Origin of the sequence: Corallococcus sp. AB018, from assembly GCF_003986945.1 — a bacterium.
Lineage (GTDB): Bacteria > Myxococcota > Myxococcia > Myxococcales > Myxococcaceae > Corallococcus > Corallococcus exiguus.
Window position 1 is genome coordinate 1 of sequence record NZ_RAWR01000161.1, and the last position, 25,353, is coordinate 25,353.

Annotated in this window: 23 protein-coding genes and 1 tRNA gene; 12 read left to right on the plus strand and 12 right to left on the minus strand. The window is 70.5% G+C overall.

Going from position 1 to position 25,353, the window contains the following annotated elements:
* Window positions 1-36: 36 nt before the first annotated feature.
* The 4 genes from D7Y11_RS29145 to D7Y11_RS29160 all read right to left on the minus strand — a co-directional run bounded on the left by D7Y11_RS29145 (window position 37) and on the right by D7Y11_RS29160 (window position 2,934).
* On the minus strand, window positions 37-1,119 hold the full coding sequence (locus D7Y11_RS29145) for a hypothetical protein (RefSeq protein ID WP_126935319.1): 1,083 nt from the start codon (window positions 1,117-1,119) through the stop codon (window positions 37-39).
* 50 nt (window positions 1,120-1,169) lie between these two features.
* On the minus strand, window positions 1,170-1,556 hold the full coding sequence (locus tag D7Y11_RS29150; RefSeq protein ID WP_121752366.1) for a VOC family protein: 387 nt from the start codon (window positions 1,554-1,556) through the stop codon (window positions 1,170-1,172).
* Between the two features lie 32 nt (window positions 1,557-1,588).
* Window positions 1,589-2,155 carry a DNA-3-methyladenine glycosylase I gene (locus tag D7Y11_RS29155; RefSeq protein WP_126935320.1) on the minus strand — a complete coding sequence of 189 codons (567 nt, stop codon included), beginning with the start codon at window positions 2,153-2,155 and terminating at the stop codon, window positions 1,589-1,591.
* Between the two features lie 74 nt (window positions 2,156-2,229).
* The gene (locus D7Y11_RS29160) at window positions 2,230-2,934 is read right to left on the minus strand and encodes a bifunctional 2-polyprenyl-6-hydroxyphenol methylase/3-demethylubiquinol 3-O-methyltransferase UbiG (RefSeq protein WP_126935321.1); all 705 of its coding nucleotides are present in this window, start codon (window positions 2,932-2,934) and stop codon (window positions 2,230-2,232) included.
* Window positions 2,935-3,041: 107 nt separating this feature from the next.
* Between D7Y11_RS29160 and D7Y11_RS29165 the strand changes: the two genes are divergently transcribed.
* The gene (locus D7Y11_RS29165) at window positions 3,042-4,697 is read left to right on the plus strand and encodes an FAD-binding dehydrogenase (RefSeq protein ID WP_126935322.1); all 1,656 of its coding nucleotides are present in this window, start codon (window positions 3,042-3,044) and stop codon (window positions 4,695-4,697) included.
* Window positions 4,698-4,751: 54 nt separating this feature from the next.
* Here D7Y11_RS29165 and D7Y11_RS29170 read toward each other — a convergent pair whose 3' ends face one another.
* Window positions 4,752-5,201, minus strand: coding sequence for a GFA family protein (locus D7Y11_RS29170; RefSeq protein ID WP_121752363.1), 450 nt, complete (start codon window positions 5,199-5,201; stop codon window positions 4,752-4,754).
* 145 nt (window positions 5,202-5,346) lie between these two features.
* Here D7Y11_RS29170 and D7Y11_RS29175 point away from each other — a divergent pair, with 145 nt between their 5' ends.
* Together D7Y11_RS29175 and D7Y11_RS29180 are read left to right on the plus strand one after the other, a co-directional pair.
* Window positions 5,347-7,320, plus strand: a complete 1,974-nt coding sequence (locus D7Y11_RS29175; protein WP_126935323.1) for a S9 family peptidase — start codon at window positions 5,347-5,349, stop codon at window positions 7,318-7,320.
* 43 nt (window positions 7,321-7,363) lie between these two features.
* Window positions 7,364-8,494, plus strand: a complete 1,131-nt coding sequence (locus D7Y11_RS29180; RefSeq protein ID WP_126935324.1) for an alpha/beta fold hydrolase — start codon at window positions 7,364-7,366, stop codon at window positions 8,492-8,494.
* Window positions 8,495-8,509: 15 nt separating this feature from the next.
* On the opposite strand, the gene D7Y11_RS29185 is transcribed toward D7Y11_RS29180, so the two are convergent.
* Window positions 8,510-9,010: a MarR family winged helix-turn-helix transcriptional regulator gene (locus D7Y11_RS29185; protein WP_126935325.1), complete on the minus strand. Its 501-nt coding sequence runs from the start codon at window positions 9,008-9,010 to the stop codon at window positions 8,510-8,512.
* 55 nt (window positions 9,011-9,065) lie between these two features.
* On the opposite strand from D7Y11_RS29185, the gene D7Y11_RS29190 reads away from it, so the two are divergent.
* Window positions 9,066-10,343 carry an MFS transporter gene (locus tag D7Y11_RS29190; protein WP_121752359.1) on the plus strand — a complete coding sequence of 426 codons (1,278 nt, stop codon included), beginning with the start codon at window positions 9,066-9,068 and terminating at the stop codon, window positions 10,341-10,343.
* A 6-nt stretch (window positions 10,344-10,349) separates the two neighbouring features.
* Here the strand turns inward: D7Y11_RS29190 and D7Y11_RS29195 are convergent, their stop codons facing one another.
* A complete protein-coding gene (locus D7Y11_RS29195; RefSeq protein ID WP_120578713.1) occupies window positions 10,350-11,321 on the minus strand; it encodes a quinone oxidoreductase in 972 nt (323 codons plus the stop codon).
* A gap of 83 nt (window positions 11,322-11,404) precedes the next feature.
* Between D7Y11_RS29195 and D7Y11_RS43455 the strand changes: the two genes are divergently transcribed.
* The 4 genes from D7Y11_RS43455 to D7Y11_RS29210 all read left to right on the plus strand — a co-directional run bounded on the left by D7Y11_RS43455 (window position 11,405) and on the right by D7Y11_RS29210 (window position 15,306).
* On the plus strand, window positions 11,405-11,563 hold the full coding sequence (locus D7Y11_RS43455) for a hypothetical protein (RefSeq protein WP_158642011.1): 159 nt from the start codon (window positions 11,405-11,407) through the stop codon (window positions 11,561-11,563).
* Between the two features lie 99 nt (window positions 11,564-11,662).
* Window positions 11,663-11,747: transfer RNA gene (locus tag D7Y11_RS29200), tRNA-Tyr, on the plus strand.
* 106 nt (window positions 11,748-11,853) lie between these two features.
* Window positions 11,854-12,396 carry an HNH endonuclease gene (locus tag D7Y11_RS29205; RefSeq protein WP_120578714.1) on the plus strand — a complete coding sequence of 181 codons (543 nt, stop codon included), beginning with the start codon at window positions 11,854-11,856 and terminating at the stop codon, window positions 12,394-12,396.
* Between the two features lie 87 nt (window positions 12,397-12,483).
* Window positions 12,484-15,306, plus strand: coding sequence for an AAA family ATPase (locus D7Y11_RS29210; RefSeq protein WP_120578715.1), 2,823 nt, complete (start codon window positions 12,484-12,486; stop codon window positions 15,304-15,306).
* A 53-nt stretch (window positions 15,307-15,359) separates the two neighbouring features.
* Here the strand turns inward: D7Y11_RS29210 and D7Y11_RS29215 are convergent, their stop codons facing one another.
* The 3 genes from D7Y11_RS29215 to D7Y11_RS29225 form a co-directional block, all read right to left on the minus strand.
* On the minus strand, window positions 15,360-16,160 hold the full coding sequence (locus D7Y11_RS29215) for a hypothetical protein (protein ID WP_120578716.1): 801 nt from the start codon (window positions 16,158-16,160) through the stop codon (window positions 15,360-15,362).
* A gap of 109 nt (window positions 16,161-16,269) precedes the next feature.
* Window positions 16,270-17,862, minus strand: a complete 1,593-nt coding sequence (locus D7Y11_RS29220; RefSeq protein WP_126935326.1) for a M56 and MltD domain-containing protein — start codon at window positions 17,860-17,862, stop codon at window positions 16,270-16,272.
* Window positions 17,859-18,257, minus strand: a complete 399-nt coding sequence (locus tag D7Y11_RS29225) for a BlaI/MecI/CopY family transcriptional regulator (RefSeq protein WP_121752392.1) — start codon at window positions 18,255-18,257, stop codon at window positions 17,859-17,861. The genes D7Y11_RS29220 and D7Y11_RS29225 overlap by 4 nt, the downstream gene beginning before the upstream one ends.
* Window positions 18,258-18,411: 154 nt before the next feature.
* On the opposite strand from D7Y11_RS29225, the gene D7Y11_RS29230 reads away from it, so the two are divergent.
* Genes D7Y11_RS29230 through rimO form a run of 4 tightly spaced genes read left to right on the plus strand, consistent with a single transcriptional unit; the run spans window position 18,412 to window position 23,145 of the window.
* Window positions 18,412-20,052 carry a ribonuclease J gene (locus tag D7Y11_RS29230; protein WP_120578718.1) on the plus strand — a complete coding sequence of 547 codons (1,641 nt, stop codon included), beginning with the start codon at window positions 18,412-18,414 and terminating at the stop codon, window positions 20,050-20,052.
* A gap of 30 nt (window positions 20,053-20,082) precedes the next feature.
* Window positions 20,083-20,580, plus strand: a complete 498-nt coding sequence (locus tag D7Y11_RS29235; RefSeq protein WP_120578719.1) for a YajQ family cyclic di-GMP-binding protein — start codon at window positions 20,083-20,085, stop codon at window positions 20,578-20,580.
* A gap of 15 nt (window positions 20,581-20,595) precedes the next feature.
* Complete coding sequence (locus D7Y11_RS29240) at window positions 20,596-21,711, plus strand: hypothetical protein (RefSeq protein ID WP_120578720.1); 1,116 nt, start codon at window positions 20,596-20,598, stop codon at window positions 21,709-21,711.
* Between the two features lie 6 nt (window positions 21,712-21,717).
* Window positions 21,718-23,145 (plus strand): 30S ribosomal protein S12 methylthiotransferase RimO, encoded by a 1,428-nt coding sequence (gene rimO, locus D7Y11_RS29245; RefSeq protein ID WP_121758652.1) that lies wholly within the window; start codon window positions 21,718-21,720, stop codon window positions 23,143-23,145.
* 82 nt (window positions 23,146-23,227) lie between these two features.
* On the opposite strand, the gene D7Y11_RS29250 is transcribed toward rimO, so the two are convergent.
* Together D7Y11_RS29250 and D7Y11_RS29255 are read right to left on the minus strand one after the other, a co-directional pair.
* Entirely contained in the window at window positions 23,228-24,646 is a 1,419-nt protein-coding gene (locus D7Y11_RS29250; protein WP_126935327.1) for a hypothetical protein, read from the minus strand.
* 15 nt (window positions 24,647-24,661) lie between these two features.
* Window positions 24,662-25,327 (minus strand): outer membrane lipoprotein carrier protein LolA, encoded by a 666-nt coding sequence (locus D7Y11_RS29255; protein ID WP_120578723.1) that lies wholly within the window; start codon window positions 25,325-25,327, stop codon window positions 24,662-24,664.
* Between the last annotated feature and the right edge of the window lie 26 nt (window positions 25,328-25,353).

Here is a 25,353-nt window from a genome sequence, read left to right on the forward strand (position 1 = left end):
GGACAGGGGGTGGAGGGGACGCGGCGGGTCCCACCGTCAGGGAAGCTGGCCCAGCAGGTCGAAGAGGGCCTCGCGCGTCAGCCCCGCCGCGTCGCGAGCCACCGTCTCCAGCATCCCCCTGGCACGACCCAACCGGGCCGGATCCGCTTCCTCCAGCGCGGCCACGGCGGCCTCCTGGAGTTCGCGCGACGCGGCCGGGCCCAGCTGGCCCTTCAGCAGGAAGAGGGCCTCCGCCGCCGGAGCGCCGGAGCGAACCAGCGCCACGGCGGAGCGGGCCGCGACGTGCGGACTCTCGTCACGGAGGTGCTCGCGCAGGGCCGCGATGGCCTCGGGCGACAGCGGACCGCTCAACCCCAGCAATGCCGCCGCTTCCTGCCGGATGGGGGCTTCCGGCGCGGTCAGCGGGCGCAGCAGCGCGGACTCCAGGTCCGGCAACGCGGGCGCGGGCCGCGCCTCTCCATTCAACTCCTCCAGCAGGCCCCGCAGCGACACCAGGGCCAGGTAGAGGCGCGCTCCGTCTGAATCGCGCACCTGATCCAGCAGCCGGGGCGCGGTGAGGTCCGGCGCCAACGGGGCGAGCGCGGCCAGGGACTCCAGCGCGGAGAGGGCCACGGCCTCCTCGTCCTCCAGGAGCGCCAGCAGCTGGCGCAGCTCCGCCGCCGCGGCGGTTCCCAGCCGGCCCACGACGCGCGCCATGGCGCCGCGCACGGAGGCCCTCGGGTGCTGGAACAGCCCGTCCAGCGCGGCGAGCTGGAAGGGATCCACCCGGCACACCCCGGCGAGCACGCTCGCGGCGTTCTCCAGCGCCGGGGCGTCCGCCTCCATCCGCGTCAGCGAAGCCAGCACGCTCTGGACGGCGAGCCCGGTGAGGCCCGGCTGCGGAGGCCACCAGCTGCGCTGCAACAGGAACAGCAGGGGCTCCGTGACCGCCGTCCCGGGCCGCCCCAGCTCCTCCAGGAGCGCCCGCGCGGTCCGCTCCCGCGCCTCCGGCTCCCCGGACACCAGCAGCTCCTCCAACGCCGACTGCGCCTCCTCGCGTGTTCCCGCATCGCGCGAGGACAGCCGCCCCAACCCTTCCTCCACCGTGCGGACACGGCCCTTGCTGCGCTCCGAAGACATGGCTCCACGCTAGCGCAACACCCCGGGGGCCCGGGGCTTCAACACACGGCTCAGACCTGCGCTATCTGGATGAGGTTCCCGCAAGTGTCCTCGAAGACAGCGACGGTGACGGGGCCCATGACGGTGGGCTTGCTGCGGAACACCACGCCGAGTTTCACCATGCGTTCATATTCCGCCTGACAGTCGTCGACGCCGAACGACGTCAACGGGATGCCCGCGTCGAACAGCGCCTTCTGGAACACGCGCGCGGGCGCGAAGCCCATGGGCTCCAGCAGGATCTGCGTGCCCTCCGGCGCGTCCGGCGCGACGACGGTCAGCCACCGGTCCTTGGGCCCCATCGGGACGTCCACCTTCAGCACGAAGCCCAGGACCTCCGTGTAGAACTTCAGGGCCCTGGACTGATCATCCACCATCACGCTCGTCACGCTGATCCGCATCGAATTCCTCCCAGGTGTTTCATCACTTCACTTCACCGCTGCCGCACGCCGTGCCGGAAGCAGTCCACCGTGTGGTCATCCACGATGCCGGTGGCCTGCATCCACGCATAGACGATGACCGGCCCCACGAACTTGAAGCCGCGCTGCTTGAAGGCCTTGGCGTACGCCTCCGACAGCTCCGTCTTCGCCGGCACGTCGCCCCGGCCCTTCCACACATTGCGGAGGGGCTTGCCGCCCGCCATCCCCCAGACGAACGCGGAGAAGTCCTCGCCCGCCTCCTGCATCTTCAAGTAGGCGCGCGCGTTGCCGATGGTCGCTTCAAGCTTCGCGCGAGCCCGGACGATGCCCTCGTCCGCCATCAGGCGCGTGACGTCCTTCTCCGTGAAGCGCGCCACCACCTTCGGGTCGAAGCCCTTGAACGCCTTCCGGAAGGCCTCGCGCTTGCGCAGGATGACAATCCACGCGAGCCCCGCCTGGAAGCCCTCCAGCATCAACATCTCCCAGAGCGCGCGGCTGTCGCGCACGGGCACGCCCCACTCCTCGTCGTGGTAGGTCTGGTACAGCGGATCCGCTCCCACCCACACGCAACGCTGTTGCATCCGCGCTCCTCGCTGGTTCGCGGCAGGGGCTACCACGAAGACTGAACAGGCGGCCAGTCCCGTCGTCTGTCTTTTCAGCGCGGGCGCGTCAGCAGCGCGAACAGCCCGTCGCTCCACCACCGGCCGCGCAGCCCCGGCACGAACCGCTGCCAGTACACGCTGCTGCGGGGAATCCGCCCGGGCAGCGGATAGTCGAAGTCGATGGACTGGAAGCCCGCCTCCACGGCCATGCGCCGCGCGTCCAGTTCCGTAATGGGCGTGATGTGTCCGGAGTCCCGGTAGTCCTGCTCGCAGAACGCGGGGAAGTAGCCCCGGACCAGGAAGGACAACCTTGCCGTCAGGCTGTCGTTGTTGGGCGTGGTGAAGAAGAGGTGGCCCCCGGGCTTGAGCACGCGGAAGGCCTCCTTCACGAAGTGGCGCGGGTTGGCCAGGTGCTCCAGCACCTCGATGGCGAACACCCAGTCCACCGACCCGTCGCCCCACGGCAGCGCGTCCCGGGACACGTCCCGCAGCTGGAACTCCACGCCCGGCAGGCGGCTGGCGCCCGCGTCGTGGATGTCCGTGCTGAGGATGCGCTCGACGGCGGGGTTCTGCCGCAGCCGGCGGATCCACCCGCCGCTGCCCGAGCCCACGTCGAGCACCACGCCAAAGGCCCGCTGCCCCGCCACGCTCCAGGCCGCGTCCCGCAGCGGCTCCGGGGACAGCCCGTCCTGACGCTGCGCGTAGGCGGCGGCATCATGGCCCAACGGTCCCGTGTTGCCCTTCACATCTGGCTCCATGCGCGGGGAGTCTAGCCTCCGGAGCGCCGGGATGCGCAGGTGAAGGAAGCTCTGCCCTCCGCGCGAAACGCTATCATCCGCGCGCCAGGTGCTACCGGGAGGCACGCATGGGACAGGAAGTGGATGTCATTGTCGTGGGCGGAGGGCTCGCGGGACTCGTCGCCGCGACCGAGCTCGCGGATGCGGGCAAGCGCGTCGCCGTGGTGGACCAGGAGGGACCGCAGAACCTGGGCGGCCAGGCGTTCTGGTCGTTCGGCGGCCTGTTCCTCGTGGACTCGCCCGAGCAGCGGCGCATGGGCATCAAGGACTCCCACGCGCTCGCGCTGGAGGACTGGATGGGCACCGCCGCCTTCGACCGCGAGGAGGACCACTGGCCGCGTCAGTGGGCGGAGGCCTTCGTCAACTTCGCCGCGGGCGAGATGCGCCCCTGGCTGGTCCAACAGGGCATGAGCTGGTTCCCCGTGGTGGGCTGGGCGGAGCGAGGCGGCTACGGCGGCGTGGGCCACGGCAACTCCGTCCCCCGCTTCCACGTCACCTGGGGCACCGGCCCCGGCGTGCTGGAGCCCTTCGTCCGCCGCGCCAAGGCCGCCGAGGCCAAGGGCGCCCTCACCTTCCACTTCCGCCACCGCGTGGACGAGCTGCTCACGCGGAACGGCGCGGTGGTGGGCGTGCGCGGCATGGTGCTGGAACCCACGGACGTCCCGCGCGGAGCCAGCAGCTCGCGCGTGACGACGGGCGACTTCGAACTGCGCGCGAGCGCGGTCATCGTCACGTCCGGCGGCATCGGCGGCAACCACGAGCTGGTGCGCAAGGCGTGGCCCGAGCGCATGGGCCCCGCGCCGAAGTTCATGATTCAAGGCGTGCCCGACCACGTGGACGGCCGGATGATCGCCATCACGGAGGCCGCGGGCGGGCGCCTCATCAACCGCGACCGCATGTGGCACTACACGGAGGGCCTGCGGAACTGGAACCCCATCTGGCCCCGTCACGGCATCCGCATCCTGCCGGGCCCCAGCTCGCTGTGGCTGGACGCCACCGGCAAGCGCCTGCCGCCGCCGCTGTTCCCCGGCTTCGACACGCTGGGCACGCTGGAGCACATCCTCAAGACGGGCCACGAGCACACCTGGTTCATCCTCAACCAGTGGATCATCAAGAAGGAGTTCGCGCTCTCCGGTTCGGAGCAGAACCCGGACCTCACGGGCAAGGACTGGCTGGGCGTGCTCAACCGCGCCGTGGGCAAGAAGGCCATGGGCCCGGTGGAGGCCTTCAAGGAGAAGGGCGAGGACTTCGTCATCTCCAACAACCTGCGCGACCTGGTCGCCGGGATGAACGCGAAGACGGAAGCCCCGCTGCTGGACTTCGCCACGGTGGAGCGCGAGGTGAAGGCCCGCGACCTCCAGATGGACAACCCCTTCAGCAAGGACCTGCAGCTCGCGGCCATCCGCCAGGCGCGCAACTACCGGGGTGACAAGCTGGTGCGCACCGCGAAGCCGCACCGCATCCTGGACCCCAACGCGGGGCCGCTCATCGGCGTGAAGCTGAACATCCTCACGCGCAAGACGCTGGGCGGCTTCGAAACGGACCTCCAGGGCCGCGTCTTCAACGCCCAGGGGAAGACCATCCCAGGGCTCTATGCGGCAGGTGAGGTGGCCGGCTTCGGAGGCGGTGGCGTCCACGGCTACCGCGCCCTGGAAGGCACGTTCCTGGGAGGCTGCATCTTCTCCGGCCGCGCCGCGGGCCGGGCCGCCTCGGGGAATGTGTAGTCATGGGCGGTGACGGGCAGGGGCGCGTCAAGGCCCCTGCCCCTCCGGGCGTCCTCAGGCGGCGGCCTGGAAGGGCCACGGAGTGGAGCGCGCCCCGGCCATCCAGTTGTCGTGCCGGCCGTCCCAGTACTTGAAGGTGAGCAGCGACGGGTCCACGTCATCCAGCGTGTTGACGTAGATGGAGACGAACTTCCCGCCCAGCTCCGGGACGTCGCCGTCGCCGAAGCACACGACGCCGCAGCGGCCGCAGAAGCTGCGCGTGTTGGGGCTGCCGTCGCGCCCGTACTTCTTGATGGCGTCCTGGCCCTTGAGGAGCCGGAAGGCGTCCGGCTTCATCCCCGCGCCGCCGCCGTAGCCGTACTTCATGCAGATGGTGCAGTTGCAGCGGGTCACGTCCGCCAGGTCCACGGTGGCCTCGTAACGCACGGCGCCACACAGGCAGCCGCCCGCGTAGGTGTGCACGCCGCTCAGGGCAGGGGTCTTCTGAAGGTCGTTCTGGGTCATGGCGGAATCTCCGGTGCCGCGTTGTGGGAACGAACCCAATGTCGCCCCTGGCCGTGACAGCCTTATGTCAGGTTTGTCGCCCGCCTCTGTTGAACCCGGCGGGGCCTGGCCCAGAGTGCCCCGGTCCGCCGTTCCCGGAGGCCGCATGCCCGCGTGGAAGTCCCTGTCCCGTGTCCTTGCCCCGACGTTGCTCCTGCCGCTGCTGGGGGCCGCGCCGCCCGCCACCCTGCCCGCCACGAAGCCCGCTTCGGCCGTGAAGGCGGTCGCGGGCGCGACGGCGGCCCGGCCGTCGAAGCAGTACTCGGTGGAGCAGTTCATGGGGTCCACGGAGGTGATGGCTCCGGTCTTCACCTCGGATGGCAAGCAGCTGCTCTTCTCGTCGAACGCGTCCGGCATCTTCAACGTGCACAGCGTGCCGGTGGGTGGGGGCAAGCCCACCGCGCTGACGCGCTCGAAGACGGACAGCATCCGGGTGGTGGGGGCCTTCCCGCGCGACAGCCGCTTCCTCTTCGAGCACGACAAGGGCGGCGATGAGCAGTCGCACGTCTACGTGCGCACGCCGGACGGCAAGGAGAAGGACCTCACGCCCATGAAGCAGGGCGTGGCCCACTTCCTGGGCTTCAGCCACGACGACAGCGCGTTCTACGTCACCACCAACGAGCGCGACCCGGGCGCCATGGACGTGTACCGCCATGACGCGAAGACGTACGCGCGCACGCTCCTGGTTCAGAACGACAAGGGCTTCGGCGTCGCCGCCGTGGCCCCGGACGAGAGCTGGGTGGCGCTGGAGGAGGCGGTCACCACGTCGGACCGCAACGTGTGGCGCTACGACGTCGCGACGAAGGCGCTGAAGAACCTCACGCCCCACACGGGCGCGGCCAGCTACCGGGTGGGGGACATCCACCCCGTCACCGGGGAGCTGTACGTCATCACGGACGACGGCTCGGAGTTCGAACGCGTGGTGCGTCCGGCGAAGGAGGCCGGCAAGTGGGAGGACGTGGAGAAGGCGGACTGGGACGTCTTCGGCACCCACTTCTCGCGCTCGGGGGCGTTCCGCGTCTCCATCATCAACGTGGACGCCGGCGTCGAGGTGCGCCTGCACGACGTGAAGGCCGGCACCCAGGTTCCGCTGACGCAGCTCCCCGCCGGGATGATCTCCGAGGTCGTCTTCTCCCGTGACGAGAAGCAGCTGGCGGTCCAACTGGAGACGGACCGCACCTCCGCGAACCTCTATGTCCTGGACCTGGCCACGAAGAAGACCCGGCGCGTGACGGACACGATGAGCCGCGAGCTCGACTCCGAGGACCTGGTGGACGCGCAGGTGGTGCGCTTCAAGTCCTTCGACGGGATGGAGATACCCAACCTGCTCTTCAAGCCGCACCAGGCGACGGCGGAGCACAAGGCCCCCGCCATCGTCTACGTGCACGGCGGTCCCGGAGGCCAGACGAGCCGGGGCTACAACAACTTCGTCCAGTACCTGGTGAACCGCGGCTACGTGGTGCTGGGCATCAACAACCGGGGCAGCGCCGGCTACGGCAAGACGTTCCTGAGGGCGGACGACCAGAAGCACGGCAAGGAGCCGCTGCGCGACTGCGTGGAGGCGCGCAAGTACCTGGCGAGCCTGCCGTACGTGGACGGCTCGCGCGTGGGCATCCTCGGCGCCAGCTACGGTGGCTACATGGTGCTGGCGGCGCTCGCCTTCCACCCGGACGCCTTCGACGTGGGCGTGGACGTCTTCGGCCCGTCCAACTGGCTGCGCACGCTCAAGAGCATGCCGCCCGAGTGGGGCGCCTTCCGTCAGGCCATGTTCCAGGAGATGGGCAACCCGGAGACGCAGGAGGTGATGCTCAAGGAGATCTCCCCCTTCTTCCACGCGGAGCGCATCCAGAAGCCTCTGTTCGTCGTGCAGGGCGCCAACGACCCGCGCGTCCCCCAGGCGGAATCGGACGACATCGTCGCGGCGGTGAAGAAGAACGGCGTGCCCGTGGAGTACCTGCTGCTCCCCGACGAGGGCCACGGCTTCAAGAAGAAGAAGAACGAGGCGGAGGTGGACCGGCGCGTCCTGGAGTTCTTCGACCGCTACCTGAAGTCCGCCACCGCCACGGCCCCCAAACCCTGAGGGGCGCTTTACAGTACCTGCACATGCAGGTATTTCTCCCGGCATGACGACTTCCGTCCGCCGGCCTTGCGTCCTGCTGTCCGTGCTGTTGGGGCTGTCCCTGGGGTGCGCCACCGCGCGTCCCCAGGCCGCCTCGGCGCCTGTGGAGACAACGGTGTCGGCGTCCGAGCCACTCGTGGCCCAGGAGGCGGACGCGGTCTTCACCGGCCACCGCTTCCAGGACGGGACGGTGCTGCCGGAAGTGCGCATCCACTACGCGACGCTGGGCACGCCGCGCCGGGACGCATCCGGCGCGGTGACGAACGCGGTGCTGCTCCTGCACTGGACGAGCGCGAGCGGCGAGGTGCTGCGGAGCAAGTCCTTCCAGGACGCGCTGTTCGCGCCGGGCCGTCCGCTGGACGCGACGAAGTACTTCCTCATCTTCCCGGACAGCGTGGGCCACGGCCGCTCCAGCAAGCCGAGCGACGGCCTGCGCACGAAGTTCCCGGCCTACGGCTACCGGGACATGGTGGAGCTTCAGCACCAGCTCGTGACGCGGACGCTGGGCATCCGGCGTCTGCACGCCATCGTGGGCCTGTCCATGGGCGGCATGAACGCGTGGCAGTGGAGCGAGCTGTACCCGGACGCGGTGGAGGGCGTGATGCCCATCGTGTCCCTGCCCACGCGCATCGCGGGGCGCAACCTGCTGTGGCGGCGCTTCGTCTCGGTGCAGATCCGCAACGACCCGGAATGGAAGGACGGCCTCTACACCGCGCCGCCCCGAGGCTGGCTGGAGGCGTTCCCGGTCTTCCGGATGATGCTGGACGGGGTGCCGCACCTGCAGGCCACGCTTGCGGATGCGCAGGCGGCGGATGCCTTCATCGCGACGGCGCGGGCGCAGGCGGCGGGCATGGACGCCAATGACATCCTGTACTCGCTGGAGTCCTCGCGGGACTACGACCCGGAGGGCGCGCTCGGGGACATCCAGGCCCACGTGTTCGCGCTCAACTTCTCCGACGACGAGTTCAACCCTGTCTCCCTGCGCACGATGGAGACGTTGATGCCGAGGGTGAAGCGCGGCCGCTTCGTGGTGCAGGAAGGCAGCGCGAGCTCCTTCGGCCACTTCACCCAGGCACACCCGGAGCTGTGGGCGGATCAGGTCGCCGCGTTCCTGAAGTTCCTCGAGGAGGGGTGAGCCGTGGGGATGCGCTCAGCGTCCGCTGCGGCGAGTTTTGCCCTTGGGAGACGGAGGGGCTTCGACCTCTGCTTCGGCTTCGCCCAGTCCCGTCCGGGAGACGGCGGCCAGCAGGTCCCTCAGCGCGGTGGCCTGGGTGCCGCCCACGGCGTTCTCGAAGTCCGACTGGGCGCGCAGCCACAGGGGCCGGGCCTTGCGGTAGACGCCCTGCCCTTCCGGAGTGATGGCGATGGCGCGCTGGCGCCGGTCGGTGCGGCCCACCTCCAGCACCACGAAGCCGTCCTTCAAGAGGGGCTTCAGGTTGTGGGTGAGCGTGGAGGGGTCCATGACGAGCTGATCCGCCAGCGCGTTCACGGTCAGCGGGCCCTGGGTCTGGACGCGGTGGAGGATGGAGTACTGCGTGGTCCGGAGGCCGCTGGGCGCGAGCACCTGATCATAGAACTGCGTGACGTGGCGGCTGGCCTGTCGCAGCGCCAGGCAGTTGCAGAGGGTGCGCTGGAGTTCGTCTTGGGACATCGCTGCCGGAAAGTATACGTGGGCCCGGGCGTGGCCGCTTGAAGGAGACACCGTCATGAGGACACGCCGGTTTCATTATGCGTGGGTGATGGCCGCGGCCATCTTCGTGGTGCTCCTGTGCGCGGCGGGCGTGCGGGCGACCCCGAGCGTCTTCATCGTCCCGCTGGAGCGGGAGTTCGGCTGGAGCCGGGCCCTCGTCTCCTCGGCCGTGTCGGTGAACCTGGTGCTCTACGGGCTCGTGGGGCCGTTCGCCGCGGCGCTGATGCAGAAGTTCGGCATCCGGCGCACGACGCTCGTGTCCCTCTGCATCATCGCGGTGGGCGTGGCGCTGACGAACTTCATCCACGCGCCGTGGCAGCTGCTCCTCTTCTGGGGCGTGCTGGTGGGGCTGGGCACGGGCACGACGGCGATGGTGCTGGGCGCCACGGTGGTGCAGCGCTGGTTCGTCGCGAGGCGCGGGCTGGTGATGGGCGTGCTGACCGCGAGCACCGCCACGGGGCAACTGGTGTTCCTGCCGTTGCTCGCGATGTTGGTGGAGCACCACGGCTGGCGCGTCGTGTCCTTCACCGTGGCGGGCGTGGTGGCGTGCGTGATTCCGCTCGTCGCATGGCTCGTGCGCGACCGGCCGTCGGACGTGGGACTGAAGCCCTACGGGGCCGCGCCGGAAGACGAAGAGGTGAAGCCATCCAGCGTGAATCCCCTGGCCAACGCGCTGGGGGCGCTGGGGCGGGCTTCGCGCAAGCGGGACTTCTGGCTGCTCGCGGGGAGCTTCTTCATCTGCGGCGCGACGACGAACGGGCTGGTGGGCACGCACCTGATTCCGGCGTGCATGGACCACGGCATCCCGGAGGTGCGCGCGGCGGGGTTGCTCGCGCTGATGGGCATCTTCGACCTGGTGGGCACGACGGCGAGCGGCTGGATGTCGGACCGCTTCGACAACCGCTGGCTGTTGTTCTGGTACTACGGCCTGCGAGGGCTGGCGCTGCTCTATCTGCCGAGCGCCTTCGAGATGTCCCTCTTCGGCCTGCCGTTGTTCGCGGTGTTCTACGGCCTGGATTGGATCGCCACGGTGCCACCGACGGTGCGCCTGACGACGCAGACGGTGGGTGCGGAGGACGGGCCCATCGCCTTCGGCTGGGTGGTGGCCGCGCACCAGGTGGGCGCGGGACTGGGAGCGCTGGGCGCGGGCGTCATCCGCACCTCGATGGAGACGTACACGCCCGCCTGGGTCGTCGCGGGCGTCATCTGCCTCGCGGCGGCGCTGGTGGTGCTGCGCATCGGACGTGGCTCCGCTTCATCACCGCCGGTGGTGGGCGCGCCCGCGACGCACTGAAGGACCTCAGTCCGAGCCCAGCAACACGACCTTGCCCACCGTGCGCCGCCCTTCCAACTGGCGGTGGGCCTCTTCCGCGCGAGACAGCGGCAGCGCCAGGCCCACCAGGATGCGCAGGCGCCTCGCCACGACCTCCGCCAGCAGCGCCTCTCGCGCCTTGCGTTGCACCTCCGGGGGCGTGGGCGTGCGCAGCCAGTAGGCGCCCACGGTGAGTGACTTCGCGTAGAGCGACTCCACCTCCACGTGCGGCGGATGGCCGCTGGCGTTGCCGTAGCTCACCAGGTGTCCGAAGGGCGCCAGCGCATCCATGCTGGCCTTCCAGGTGCTCGCGCCCACGGAGTCCAGCACGCGCTCCACGCCGCGCCCTTGCGTCAGCTCGCTCACGCGCGCCGCGACGTCTTCCTGGTCGTAGCGGATGACGGCATCCGCGCCCACGCCCCGCGCGAGCTTCGCCTTCGCCTCGCCCGACACCGTGCCGATGACCCGCGCTCCCGCCGCCTTCGCCAGCTGCACCGCGAGCAGCCCCACGCCTCCGGCCGCCGCGTGGACGAGCACCGTCTGCCCCGCCTCCACGCGCCCCACGGTGTGCACCACGTGGTACGCCGTCAGCCCCTGCACCAGCAGCCCGGCGGCCTCCTCGAAGGACACCTCCGGCGGCAGGACCAGCAGTTCATCGACCGACGCGAGCGCGGCCTCCGCGTAGGCCTCCTTCGTCAGGGCGACCACGCAGCGGCCCACCCAGGATGCGTCCACACCGGGCCCCACAGCTCGCACCACGCCCGCGGCTTCGCTGCCCAGGATGCGCGGCAGGGGCGCCTGGGCGTCGTACAGCCCGCGGCGGCGCTCGGTGTCCGCGAAGTTCACGCCCGCGGCATGGACTCGCACGAGGACCTGGCCCGGCCCGGGCACGGGCTCCGGCGCGTCCTCCCAACGGAGGACCTCCGGCCCTCCCACCTGGTGGTAGCGGATGGCTTTCATGCGCGGAGTCCTAACGTCCACACCGCTTGCCTGTCAGGACTGAATTTCCGCCGCCGTCGCTGGGAGCGAAAGGAGCGGTCCCGATGCGCCAGGCGACGAAGCAGGCCCCGATGAACCTCAAGCACCAGAATCCTTCCGGTCACGGCATCGACGCGGCCTCGCGTCCCAGCCCGGTGACCGCTCCTTCCACGTGCCGCTGGCGGGACTTCGCGTCCTATCGCCTCGCCTCGCCCGGCTCCTGAAGGCGCCCTGCTCCGTCCCTGACGCGGCATGGCCCTGGAGGCCGGGCTCCCGACAAGGGGACCCGGCCTTCTTCACGTCCGGGCTCCCGCTCACCTTCCGGGGACGTAGAGCGTTACGGAGACGCGCTGGCCTGTAGAGCCGGAGCCCTTAGAAGCCCGCTGGGTTCGACTCCCAGCGTCCCCAATCCCTCACCCACATAGGCCGCGCACCGGGTGCAGTCCGAACTCCAAATCCGGACGAGCAGGGTTCGACTCCCTGGCGACCTGTCCCGCCCGAAAGGCCCTGTGTCATGGAAACGCTGGTGCTGAGCCAGTCCTATGAACCCGTCGCACGCATCCCCTGGCAACGCGCCATCATGCTGCTCGTCCAGGGCAAGGTGGAGGTCGTCGAGGAGTACGAGGACCGCGTCATCCGCTCGGTGACGGTGGAGCTGCGCATGCCGTCCGTCATCCGCTTCGTGCGCGCCCTGTGGAAGGGCCCGCGCGGCGTGCGCTTCAGCCGCGAGAACGTCTACCAGCGCGACCAGTGCCGCTGCCAGTACTGCGGCCACAAGGTGACCCGTCCGGAGGCCACGTACGACCACGTGCTGCCGCGCGCGCAGGGCGGCCGCACGAGCTGGGAGAACATCGTCATCGCCTGCGTGCCCTGCAACCAGAAGAAGGGCAACCGCACCCCGGCGCAGGCGCGCATGACGCTGCGCACCGTGCCCGCGAAGCCGAAGCGGCTGCCGGACGCGCTGGTCGTCTCGTTCCTCGTGGAGAAGGGCCTGCCCCTGTCCTGGCGCAAGTTCCTGAGGGACGTGGCCTATTGGCACACGGAGCTGGAAGCGTAGGTCCCGGCCCAAGGGTGGGCCGGGACTTCGCTTCCGCGCCGCAACGGTTAGAGTGCCGCACGTCGAGGGGGCGTTCCGGACCACACCATGGCGACGAGGAAGAACGAAGACCAGGAGCGGCTCATCGACCGCGACCTCACCGCGATGGCGCGCGAGGGCAAGCTGCCGGCCGCCCACGGCGTGGACACCGCCGTGACGGAGGTGCTGGGGCTGCTGACGCGCGGAGGCAAGCACCCGCTGCTGGCGGGCGAGCCCGGCGTGGGCAAGAGCGCGCTCGTGCAGGAGGTGGCCCGCCGCATCGCCGAAGGGCGCGTGGACGGCGACCTCGCCCAGGCGCGGCTCGTGGAGGTGTCCGTCGCGAACATCCTGGCGCGCAGCACCCAGCGCCAGGCGGCCGAGTCCTTCGAGGAGTTGCTCATCCACCTGGGCCGCCACCCCTGCCCCATCGTCTACATCCGTGACCTGCCGGTGGCCCTGGGCGGGCCCCTGGCGCCCGTGGCCGTGCGCGCGCTGCGCACCGGCGGCCTGCGCTTCATCTTCGAGACCGAACCCAAGCGCGTGCAGGAGCTGCTGCGCGCCGACGAGGCCCTGGCCGAACGGCTCCACTTGCTGCCCCTGAACGAGCCGCCACTGGAGAAGGCGCGCTGGATCGTCGGCCGCGTGGCGGAGGAGCTGGAGCGCGAACTGCGGCTGCCCATCGACCCGGCCGCGTGCGACCTGGCGCTGCGCCTGTCCGCGAAGTTCCTCCTGGCGCAGCACATGCCGCGCAAGGCCATCGAGCTGCTCAAGGAGACGGCGGCGGAGGCCGCGGGCGTGGCGCGCGACCACGTGGGGCCGGAGGACGTGCTCACCCGCTTCTGCGCCGCCACGCGCCTGCCCCGCTTCGTCGTGGACGACGCGATGCCGCTGGACCTGGAGGAGACGGAGCGCTTCTTCGGGGAGCGGCTGCTCGGCCAGACGGACGCGGTGGCCGCGGTGCTGCGCTCGGTGGCGCTGCTCAAGGCGGGGCTCAACGACCCGCGCCGCCCGCTGGGCGTGTTCCTCTTCGCCGGGCCCACGGGCGTGGGCAAGACGCAACTGGCGAAGCTGCTGGCGGAGTACCTCTTCGGCTCCGCCGACAGGCTGGTGCGCCTGAACATGGCGGACTACCCCAACGACGGCGACGAGAGCGTCCCCTTCGGCGCGTCGTGGGCGCCCGCGCTGGAGACGCGGCGCGGAGAGCTGTCCGCGCTGCTCGACGGCAAGGTGTTCACCGTGCTGCTGCTGGACGAGTTCGAGAAGGCCGCGCGCAGCGTGCACGACCGCTTCCTCCAGCTCTTCGACGAGGGCACCTTCGTCAACGGCGCGGGCGAAGCGGTGTCGTGCAACAACACGCTCATCGTGGCCACGTCCAACGTGGGCTCGGAGGTGTACCGCGAGGCGGGCCTGGGCTTCGCCGCGCACAAGCGCGCCGAGGAGCAGGTGTCGGAGGTGGACCGCCGCATCGCGGAGGCCTTCCGTCCGGAGTTCCTCAACCGCTTCGACGCCATCTGCCACTTCCGTCCGCTGTCGCGCGTGGACATCCGCAAGATTGCCCAGCGCGAGGTGGGCCGCGTGCTGGAACGAGAAGGCATCCGCGCCCGCGCCCTGGACGTGGAAGTAACACCGGAGGTGGTGGACCGGTTGGTGGAGCGCGGCTATTCGCCGCAGTTCGGCGCGCGCTACCTGCAGCGTGAAATCGAGAAGACGCTCACCGCGGCGCTCGCGGTGGAGATTGCTCGCAGGCCGCTGCCGCCGGGTACGCCCGTGCGCGTGGAGGCCCGTCCTGGAGGCCGCGTGGTGGCGGTCGCGGAGCCCGTGCCGACTCCTCGCGAGGTGACGGCGCAGCTGCTCCTGCCCACGCCGAAGGCCGCGGCGGTGAAGCGCCGGTTGGACCGCAAGTCGCTGCTGATTGAGATGGACCGGCTGGTGGGCCGTGCCCGCGCGCTCGCCGAGTCCACGGGACGGTCGGAGCTGGAGGCGCGCCGCGCGGCGCTGCTCGCGGAGACGCAGGCGCCCAACCTCTGGGACGACTCGCAGCGCGCGGCGGACGTCCTCCGCGCCTTCCGCACGGTGGAGGCGCAGCTGGGAGAGCTGGACCGCCTGGAGGCCGCGTGCAACTTCGGGCGCCGGCTGGTGCGCGAGGCGAAGAACGAGGTGCAGCTGGGCTCCGCCGCGAAGCAGGTGGAGGAGGTCGCGCGAGAGGTCCAGATGGCGGAGGCGCTGCGGGCCGCCGGGGCCACGACGTTGGACAACGAGGCGCTGGTGGACATCTGCGCCAGCGACGCGGCTGAGCTGCAGGACGTGTGGGTGCAGGAGCTGGCCACCATGTACCTGGGCTGGGCGCAGCGCCGGGGCTACGAGGCCACCGCCGTCGCGGAGGCGGACGCCCCCGCGCGCGTGGTGGTGCGCATCGCCGGGCCGGGCGCGTACGGATTCCTCGCGGGCGAGGCGGGGCTGCACCGCCGCCTGGAGGACGAGAAGCGCCAGCGCGCGTACGTGCGCGTGCACCGGGGCGGACCGATGGAGGAGGTGGAGCGGGAGCTGCTGGTGCTGGAAGGCCGGCCGGTGAAGAGCCGCGAAGGCGAGTACCTCCAGCGCGTGCGCAACGAAGTCACCGCGAAGGACGAAGCGACGGGCCGCGTGCTCACGCTCATTGGCGCCGGGGAGCTGGATGAGCTCAAGGGCATCGCCGCGCGCGTCGTCGCCGGCCAGGGCGCCAGCACCGACGAAGCCCGCCGCTACTTCCTGGGCCGTGGAGCGCGAGTGGAGGATCCGCGCACGGGCGCGGGGACGCCCCGCGTGAAGGACGTGTTGCGAGGCGAGCTGGACGTGTTCATCGCCGCGTGGATCTCCCGTCCACCCCCGGAAGGCTCCACGCCGCTGTCCTGAGCCGTCGGGGCGTCCCCGGCCCGGCCGGGGTCATCCTCGCCGCGCATGCACGGTCAGGGCAGGTCGCCCCGGGCCACGCCCAGGCGCATGGCCTCCGCGAGTACGTCCAGGCCATGCGCGGTGTTGATGCGGGAATGAGCCATGGTGCCGCTGACCACCTGCACCGCTCCGCCCAGCACGAAGGGCACGGGCCGGCGTCCCAGCCGCAGAAGCCGCTCGTCGTAGAACGCGGCCGGGGCGCGCTCACGCACCAGGCGCGCCAGGGTCACCATGTTCGCGGTGCGCGACGGCTGCATCGCGGGGCCCAGGCACGAGAAGTCGAACCCCACCTCCGGCAGCACGGCGCCCCGGCCGTCGCGGTCGAAGACGAAGACGACTTGCGACGTCTCCTCCTGCGAGCCGCGCACGCTCTTCTCCGCCGTCTTCGTCAGCTTCAGGCCGCCCGTGATGAGGGCCGTGCCCAGCGCCACCTGTGTCGTCTTCTCCGTGTGCTCGCTCTGCGTGCGCAGGGACGACGCGCCCCGGAGGATGAGCGTCACGTCCTCCAAGGCCATGGTGAGCGGCGCGCCCGCACGAGGCGTGAACGTCGCCTGCGCCGCGCTGAACGTGACGGTGCGTGCAGTGACGCGCTCCGCGACCTCCGACTCGTCGATAGCGAGCGCCGCGAGCCCCGCGTCCCTAAGGGTCTTCACCAGGGCATCCGCCGCATCGGGAGCCAGTCGCGCAATCAGGGCGGGCGGCTCGGGGGCCAGCCGCATGCGGGCCTCCGCAGGGGCCATGCCCGCCGCGGCGGCGAGCACCTGGGCTGCTTCCGGAACCTCACCCGCGGGACGAACGAGCGCGACGATCTTCATGGCGTTTCCCACCCCTGGCACTGAGCGCCGCCATCCTCGCGCGAAAGCAGGATGGCGCGCATCCGAACCCCGGTGTGGCGGGGACATTCCCCGCGCGGTGGACAAACGCTCAGTCGAGCAGGTGCGGGTTGCGCAGCAGCAGCACTCCGGCCTGCACGGTGGCGGTGTAGCCATTGAGCTTGCCGGTGCGCACCCACTCGCTCACGTCGCGCACGCCGCCCTCCGCGAGGACTCGGTCCACCACTCCCTCACCCTGGTTGTAGGCCGCGAGCGCGAGCCGCCAGTCGCCGTAGCGCTCATACAGCGCCTGGAAGAGGGACGCGGCGGCCTCCGTTTCCCGCGCCACGTCCAGCCGCTCGTCACGTCCCGCCTCCACCTTCAGGCCGTAGCGACGCGCCGTCTCCGGAATGAACATCCACACACCCGCGCCCCGCGGCCCCGGCGCCATCGACGGCTCGCGAGACGTCTCCGGCAGGTTGCTCACCGCCGACTCCACCATCGCCACCGCGAGCAGCCCCTCCGGCAGGGAGCGCGAGCGCAGCGTGCCCGCCATCGCCTCGCGGTGCTCCTGGAGGTTCGCCAGCGCCTTGCGCATGAAGTCGCGGCCCTTCCGCGTGGTGACGAACTTGTTGAGCTGTTCGACCACGGCGGCATCCACCACCACCGGCAGGTCCCCCGCCTTCTGCCCCGCCTCCGCCAGCGCACGCGCCTCCGTCAGCGACACCGCGCGCCCCCGCACCGTTCCCTGCGCCCACAACGCCAGCGGCGCGAGCACCAACGCCAGCGACAACGACAGACCCAGGGTGCGCACGGAGCTACGGGGACGAGTCTGGAACAGCATGTGGATCCTCCTGACAGTGGGGTGGGACATGCCGGTGACACCGGCGGGAAGAGCAAGGGCAGCAGGGACACGCAGCGACGCCTGCAACAGGCACCTCGCATACGCATCCGCGGACACGTGCTTCACGGCGACGAGCGCCTCGTCACAGGCGAACTCCTGATGCTCCGCCAACCACCGCGAGAACGCCCGGGCGAACGGATTCCAGAAGAAGGCGCTGTCGAACCCCAGCCGCGCATAGGCAAACACCGTGTCCCGCTGCCGGTGGTGTTGCAGCTCATGCCGCACCGTGAGCCGGAGCGCCTCCGAGTCCTCCAACACCTCAGCGGGAACCACCGCCCACGCGCCTCCAAACGGGAACCACACGGAGAACGCGCCGTCCGCCGCGTCCCCCAGCACCACGCGCACCCGGCCCACTCGGCGAAGCACGGGCAGCGTCTCCAGCTTCCGCCGCAAGCGCGCATACCGCCGCAGCTCCCACGCCAGGAACGCCAACGCCCCCGCACCCACCAACCCCATTCCGACCATCGCCCACGGCAGGCCCATGCCCGAGGACCGCGTCTCCGGCACGGCGCCGAGCACGGGCCGCGCTTCGACAGACGTCAGCGGCGCGGCGTAGCTCACCAGGGAACGCTCGAACTTGAAGAGCGGCGCCGACGGCATCCACTCCCGCGCAACGAGCGCCACGAACGGAAGGAGCACCGCCAGCCCCAGCGCCACCCGCCCCACGCGCAGCGTCTGCCGCGCGTCCAACCTCCGCTCCATCCCCAACGCCAGCGCCGCGCGCAAGAGCCCGAAGCCCACCGCCACCAGCACCGCCGCCGTGAGGTACGCGGCCAGCACGTCCCGGACGAAGGCACTCATCCCCGGCCTCCCTTGCGGCCCAGCAGCTTGCGGATCTGCTCCACCTCCTCTGGGGACAGCGGCACCGCCTCCACCAGCCGAGCCACCAGCGACGACGGCGTCCCGTCGAACACCGTCGCCACCAGGTGGCGCACGCTCTGGGTCTCGTAGGCCTCGCGAGACAGCCGCGCCGAGTACAGGTGCCCCCGCCCCTCCTTGCGGCTCTGCACCACGCCCTTCTGCTCCAGGATGCGCAGCACCGTGGACACCGACGTGTAGGCCAGCTTGCGCTCCGGCGGCAGCGCCGCGAGCACGTCCGCCACGCTCACCTCCCCCAGCTTCCACACGAGCTGCATCAGCTCCAGCTCCACGGGCGTGAGCGGCTTGGACTCCTCGACGGACGGCGGCTTCGTCACGGGCATGCCCTCCCCGGCTTCGAACTAAATCCTTAGTTCAAATACAACTAAGCCTTTAGTTTGAAACCGTCAAGCAGGCGGGCGGTGGCTCTCGGTGGTGGGGTGTGCGGATTCCTACGCACTGGAGCGGCCGGGCCCTTAGACTTCCGGGCACATGCTCCACGTCATCCCTCTGGGCGGCCTTGGCGAAATCGGCCTCAACGCCATGGTGCTCGCCTGTCGTGGGGAGATGCTGCTCATCGACGCCGGCTTGATGTTCCCCTCGGCGGGAATGCCCGGCGTGGACATCATCGTCCCGGACTTCACACACCTGCAGCGCAACGCGGCCCAGCTCAAGGGCGTGCTCCTCACGCACGGGCATGAGGACCACATCGGCGCGCTCCCCTACCTGCTGGGCGACATGCCCGTGCCCATCTACGGCACGCGCTTCACGCTCGCGCTCGCGCGTCAGCGCCTGGAGGAGCTGGGCGTGAAGGCGGACCTGCGCGAAATCGAGCCGCGCACGCCCTTCCCCGTGGGCAGCGTCTTCCGTGTGGAGGCCACGCGCGTGACGCACACCGTGCCGGACGCGGTGGGCTTCATCGTGCGCTCCCCCGAAGGCACCGTCATCCACACCGGCGACTTCAAGCTGGACCCCGACCCCATCGACGGCCTCAAGACGGACCTGGAGCGCTGGGGCGAGGCGGGCGACGAAGGCGTGGTGTGCCTGCTGTCGGACTCCACCAACTCCGAGCATGTGGAAGAGACCGGCAGCGAGCGCGTGGTGCAGACCACCTTCGAGCGCCTCTTCCACGAGACGAAGGGCCGCATCGTCGTGGCCCAGTTCTCCTCCAACCTCCACCGCGTCCGGCACCTGCTGGACCTGTGCGAGCGCACCGGCCGGCTCGTCGCGCTCCAGGGCCGCAGCATGGTGCGCAACGTGGAGCTGGCCCGGGAGATGGGCTACCTGGACGTGCCCGACTCGCTCTTCGTGCACCTGGACAACGTGCCCAAGCTCGCGCCCCACCGCGTGGCGGTGCTCACCACCGGCGCGCAGGGCGAACCGCGCGCGGGCCTCACCCAGCTGGCGAATGGCGATGGGCCCGTGCGCCTGGAGCCCGGCGACACCGTCATCGTCAGCGCCCGGCCCATCCCCGGCAACGAGCGCTCCGTGGGCGCGCTGCTCGACCAGCTCCACTGGCGCGGCGCCCGCATCGTCTACGCGCAGGTGGAGCCCGGCGTGCACGTCTCCGGACACGCCAGCCGCCCCCAGCAGCGCCGGGTGCTGGAGTTGATCCGCCCCCGGAATTTCATCCCCGTGCATGGGGAAGTCCGGCACCTGCACCGACACCTGACCACCGCCCGCGAGGCCGGCATGGCGGCGGAGGGCCTGCTGCTGGCCCACGACGGGGACGTGGTGACGTTCGAGGAGGGGCGGGGCCGTTTCACTGGCAGCGTGCCTTCAGGGCGCATCATGATGGAGCGCTCCGGGGACGGGGTGGTGACGCCGGAGACGCTGGTGGAGCGCAACCGGCTGGCGGAGACGGGCGTGGTGGCCGCGGCGGTGGTGCTCCGGCGCGACACCCAGGCGCTGGTAGCGGGGCCCCAGCTGTCCGGCCAGGGCCTCAGCCCGGACGAGCAGGGCGTGCTGGCCCGGGTGGCCCAGGACGCGCGGGCCTTCTTCGAGGAGCTCAACCCCCTGCTCCGAGGGGACGACGCCCTGGCGCGGGAGGAGCTCGTGAAGGCGGTGAAGCGGGCCTTCAAGCAGCACACGTCCCGGCGCACCCTGGTGGTGCCCTTGGTCGTCCGGGTGTAGGTATGGTAAGGGCGCGAAAAGGTCCCCCCCATGCCCTCCTTTGACGTCATCTCCAAAATCGATCTGGCTGAGCTCGACAACGCGGTCAATCAGACCCGGAAGGAGCTCAGCACCCGCTACGACTTCCAGGGCGTGAAGGCCGAAATCGACATCGCTCCGGACCATTCCTCGCTCACGCTGAAGACCAACAGCGAGGAGAAGCTCCAGGCCGCCAAGGAGGTCCTGCTCGGCAAGCTGGCCAAGCGCGGCATCAGCCTGCGCGTGCTGGAGTTCGGCGACATCGAGAAGACGGGCCTGTCCAACGTCAAGCAGCCCATCAAGCTCCAGCAGGGCATCCCGGTGGAGAAGTCCAAGGAGCTCATCAAGGTCCTCAAGGAGTCGAAGATCAAGGTGCAGGGCTCCATCCAGGCGGATCAGCTCCGTGTCACGGGCAAGAACCGGGACGACCTGCAAGAGGCCATGGCGCTGTTCCGCAAGGAGCAGGACCGCCTCAGCCTGGACATGCAGTTCACCAACTTCCGCGACTAGAGGCGCCCCTTCGCCATGCACGCCGCCCGTCTGGCCTCCCTGCCGCTCTGCCTGCTCTTCGCCACCGCCTCGCTCGCGCAGGACGGGGCGCCCCGGCCCAGCAAGCCGGTGCCCGTGCTCAAGAAGGCACCCCGGCCGGAGAAGGGGCTCAAGGACTTCGGCTCGCCGCTGGTCCTCAAGCCGCTGTCCACCGAGGGCGCCACCGCCAACTTCTCCGCCCGGGTGGGCTGGCGCAAGGACACGCTCTTCGTGGGCGTGGAGGCCACGGACAACCAGCTGCTCGCGGGTGACATCATCACCCTCACGCTCTACTTCCCGGACTCGGGGACCACCGCCACGGGCTACACCTACCGCTTCGCCTTCGATGGTCAGCGCACCTCCGGGGCGGACAGCGGCACGCCCAGGTTCGCGCAAAGCCTGGTGAACGCCGCCGTGCACCGCCAGGGCGACACCCTGTCGGTGGTGGCGATGATTCCCGTGCGCGCCCTGCCCCGCTTCCCCGCCGTGGATCCGCTCGTCATGGACCTCTGCATCACCTACGAGGACCAGGACCAGGTGGGCGCCAAGGTGGTGCCGGTGTCCAACTGCAAGGGCGGCACCATGCCGGAGGGTGAAGCGCTGCGCCTGCCGGACGAGGCGCGCAAGAACCTCAAGCTGAAGCCCCCCGCCAGCGTCACCGCGCTGGAGGCGGCGCCCACCGGCTGGCTGGGCTGGAGCCTGTTCAGCTACCCGGACTGGGCCCAGGGCGAACAGGCCCTCACCCCCGCCTCGCTGCGCGCGCTGGTGGCCCCCACGGCCGTGGACGCCTCGAAGATGGGCGTGAACCTGCCGGAAGCATTAAGCCTGCCGGACGGACGACCGGTCGTTACCGTGCTCACTGGGAAGAATCCCTATGCCGTCGAGGGTCAATGCGACTCCGACGACGAGCTCCGGATGGGGCTCTATGTGGTGTCGGGGAAGACAGCCCAGCGAGTGCTCGACTGGCCGGCCGCCACCTGTGCGCTGGGTCGCGCCACTTCGGTGGAGCTGGAAGAAGACGGGGCGCTGAACATCGGTTACTCGAACGGCGCCATCATCAACTTCGTTTGGAGTGCGGACCACTTCGAGCGGACGCAACTGGGAAAGCGGTAGACGCGCGTGGAAGAGACCAAGAGCCTGTACATGATGACCCTCGGCTGCCCGAAGAACCGGGTGGACTCCGAGGTGATGCTGGGCACGCTGCGCACGCGCGGCTATTCGCTCGTGCAGGAGGCCTCGGAGGCCGAGGTCATCGTGGTCAACACGTGCGCCTTCATCGGGCCGGCGAAGCAGGAGTCGGTGGACTCCATCCTGGAGATGGCGGAGCTGAAGAAGTCGGGCTCGTGCAAGACGCTCGTCGTCACCGGCTGCCTGTCCCAGCGCTACGGCCAGGAGCTGTCGCAGGAGATGCCGGAGGTGGACCACTTCCTGGGCACCAGCGCGTACGCCCAGATTGGCGACCTGCTGGCGGCGGAGGCCTCGCCGCGCCAGGTGATTCCGGATCCGGACTACATCCACAACGCGGAGACGCCGCGCATCAACTCGATGCCGAAGTACACGGCGTACCTGAAGATTTCGGAAGGGTGCGACAACGCCTGCGCGTTCTGCATCATCCCCACGCTGCGCGGTGGCCAGCGCTCGCGCACGGTGCAGGACATCGTGGCGGAGGCGCGGAACCTGGCGGACAGCGGCGTGCAGGAGCTGAACCTGGTCGCGCAGGACCTGACGGCGTACGGGCATGACCTGCCCGGCAAGCCGAAGCTCCACGAGCTGCTCAAGGAGCTGGTGAAGGTGGACGTGAAGTGGATCCGCCTGCACTACGCCTACCCGCGCGTGTTCCCGGACGAGCTCATCGACGTCATCGCCACCGAGCCGAAGATCGCCAAGTACCTGGACATGCCGGTGCAGCACGCCAGCGACAAGCTGCTCCTGTCCATGAAGCGCGGCCGCAACTCGGAGTTCCTCAAGAAGCTGCTGGGCAAGCTGCGCGAGCGCGTGCCGAACCTGGTGATGCGCACCTCGCTCATCGTCGGCCTGCCGGGTGAGACGGAAGAGGACTTCGAGCTCCTGAAGGAGTTCGTGAAGGAGCAGCGCTTCCAGCGCCTGGGCGTGTTCCAGTACTCGGACGAGGAGAACACCGCCGCGTTCGACCTGCCGAACAAGGTCCCGGCGAAGACCATCGAGCGCCGCTGGCGCGAGGTGATGGCCATCCAGAAGCGCATCAACCGCGAGCAGAACAAGAAGCTCGTGGGCCAGAAGCTCACCGTGCTGGTGGAGGGCCCCAGCGAGGAGTCCGAGCACCTGCTGGTGGGCCGTCACGAGGGCCAGGCGCCGGAAATCGACGGGCAGGTCTACATCAACGACGGCCTGGCGTACCCGGGCGAGTTCGTCACCGTGGAGGTGACGGAGGCGCACGACTACGACCTCATCGCCCGCGTGGTGGAGCGCCCGGATCCGAAGCAGCGCGAGCACACCCCGCGCGAGGCCCATCCCGCGCCCGTGCCGCTGAAGGCGCTGGCGCGTCCGCCGGAGCCGCGGCCGGAGTAGCCCGTCACCGCGAAGGCCGTGCCCCGGGCCCGCCCCGTCCTCCCCACCGGAGGCGGTCGCGGGCCCGAGCCGTTCGTGGGCCCTACTTCGGATCCTCGGGCTCCAGCTCGCGCTCCTCGACGGGCGGCGGCTGCGGGCCCGAGCCCTTCGTCGGCACCGCCACGCCCTCGCCCAGTGGCGTGGGCTGGCACTCGCACACGGTGCGCCGCGACGCGGACTCCGTGACGAAGGCGCACGTCGTGGGGCACTCGGGCTGACGCCCTTCTTCCACCAGCGACACCACGTAGCTCTTCGCGCTCTGGAGCGCGGCGTGGCACGCGGGCAGGGTCTTCTCCAGCGACGCCCACGGCAGCCGGTGCTGCGTGTTGGCGCCACGGGTGGTGGTCGGGAAGCTCAGGCCCACCTGGCAGCCCGTCTCCAGACGCTGACCGTCCACGCCCCGAGGCTCCACGTACAGGCGCACGCCCTCCGGCACGTCCCGGAACACCTCGCCGGAGAGGGCCACCGCGCCGTCGGGCTCCGCGCGCACGAAGATGCCGTAGCAGCCCTCCTCGCTGAACGCGCCGCCCTCGCCCGCGCACTGCTGCCGGCCTCCGCCCTCGGGCGTGCGCACGTGGGGCCTGCGCAGCACCAGCGCCCCACCCTGCGCGTCCACGGTGGTGGTGAAGCGGCCCCACACGTCCGGCCCCAGCCGGCCCAGGCTGCTCTGCGACGGCCAGCGCCCCGCGGCCTCCATCACCAGGGGCTTCACGCCCAGGCCGTCGGCCACCTCCACCGCGTCCACCACGAAGGTGCGCGGCGGCAGGCCCGCGGCCGTCTCCAGCGGCTGAAGCCCCTGCCCCAGGGAGGGGTCCACCGCCAGGCGGGAGAAGGGCTCACGCGTGCCCAGCACGAAGGGGCCGGTGATGCTCGCCCCGCCCTGCGTCACCTGCACGGCCAGGAGCGGCCAGTCGCCCAGCGGCTCGCGGCTCAGCTCCACCACGTGCGACTCGCGCACGGCGTCCGTCCCGCGCAGCTCCGCGTCGTAGGCCTCCCGGGGACGCGAGGCGGTGAAGGTCACCTCGCGGCGCAGCGGATCCACCGTGAGGGCATACGGAAACAGCACGTCCTGCCCCAGCGTCACCGAGCAGCCCGTCTCACCGGAGAGCAGCAACGTGCGCAGGGGCGGCGACACCGGGCCCACCGTCAACGGCGACGCCGGAACCTCCGGCCAGGAGCGATGACCTCCGGAGGACTCCGGCACGCGAGCGGTCCCCGCGGCCGCGGGCGGCGCGCCGTCGAAGCAGCTGGAGGACACGAGCGACAGCGGCCGCGTGACGTCCAGCACCACCGGCACGGCCCGGTTCCCCAACCGCCCCGCCACCGTCAGCCGCAGCGCGGGCGACGACAGGAGGGGCAGCGTCTGCCCCGCGAGGCTCGTGGGACGTAAAGGGCCCGCGGGCGCGGTGGAGTGACACCCCGCGCCCAGCAGCACGCATCCCGCCAGCAGCACGCCGCGCATGGAGGGCGGGCCGTCCTACTGCGCCTTCTTGGTGAAGTCGTCCACGCGGGTGCCCTCGGGCGGGTTCAGCTTGAAGCTGTCCGAGGAGATGCCCACGTTCGTCTTCAGGTCCAGGAAGGCGATGGTGTTCTCACTGCCGTCTGGATCCACCACCGTGCTCTTGAGCACCTGCGCCGTCGAGGGGTCCACCTCCAGGCGCACCTGGCGGAAGCGCGGCTCGTTCTTCAGCGGATCCAGCACCAGCAGCGTGCCCTTGCAGTCCTTGCAGTCGCCCTTGGTGATGGCGAACTCGTCCGCCAGCTTCCCCTGGCCGAAGAGGAACGTCACCGACGCGGACAGCTGGCTGGTGTCCATGGCCGCCACCGACAGCGTCTGCGCTTCCGGGTCGTGCATGTAGACCTTGTTGCCCGCGAGCACGAACGTCCGCTTGGACGGGTTCTCGTACTCCCAGCGCATCAGGCCCGGCTTCTTGTAGGTCACCGTGCCCGTGGACGTCTGCGTGCGGCGGAAGGCCTTGTACTTGTAGTCCTGCTTGAAGCCCGCCTTGAAGTCGCCCGTCTTCTCGTAGAAGGCCTGCATCCGGTCCACGAGCGTCTTCACCTCGGGCGCCATCGGCTTCGGAGCGGCCTTGGGGGCGCCGGCGGCGACGCTCGCGTCGCCCTGCTTCGCGGCGGGGGGCATGGCGGCCGTGCCGGCATCCTTGGGAG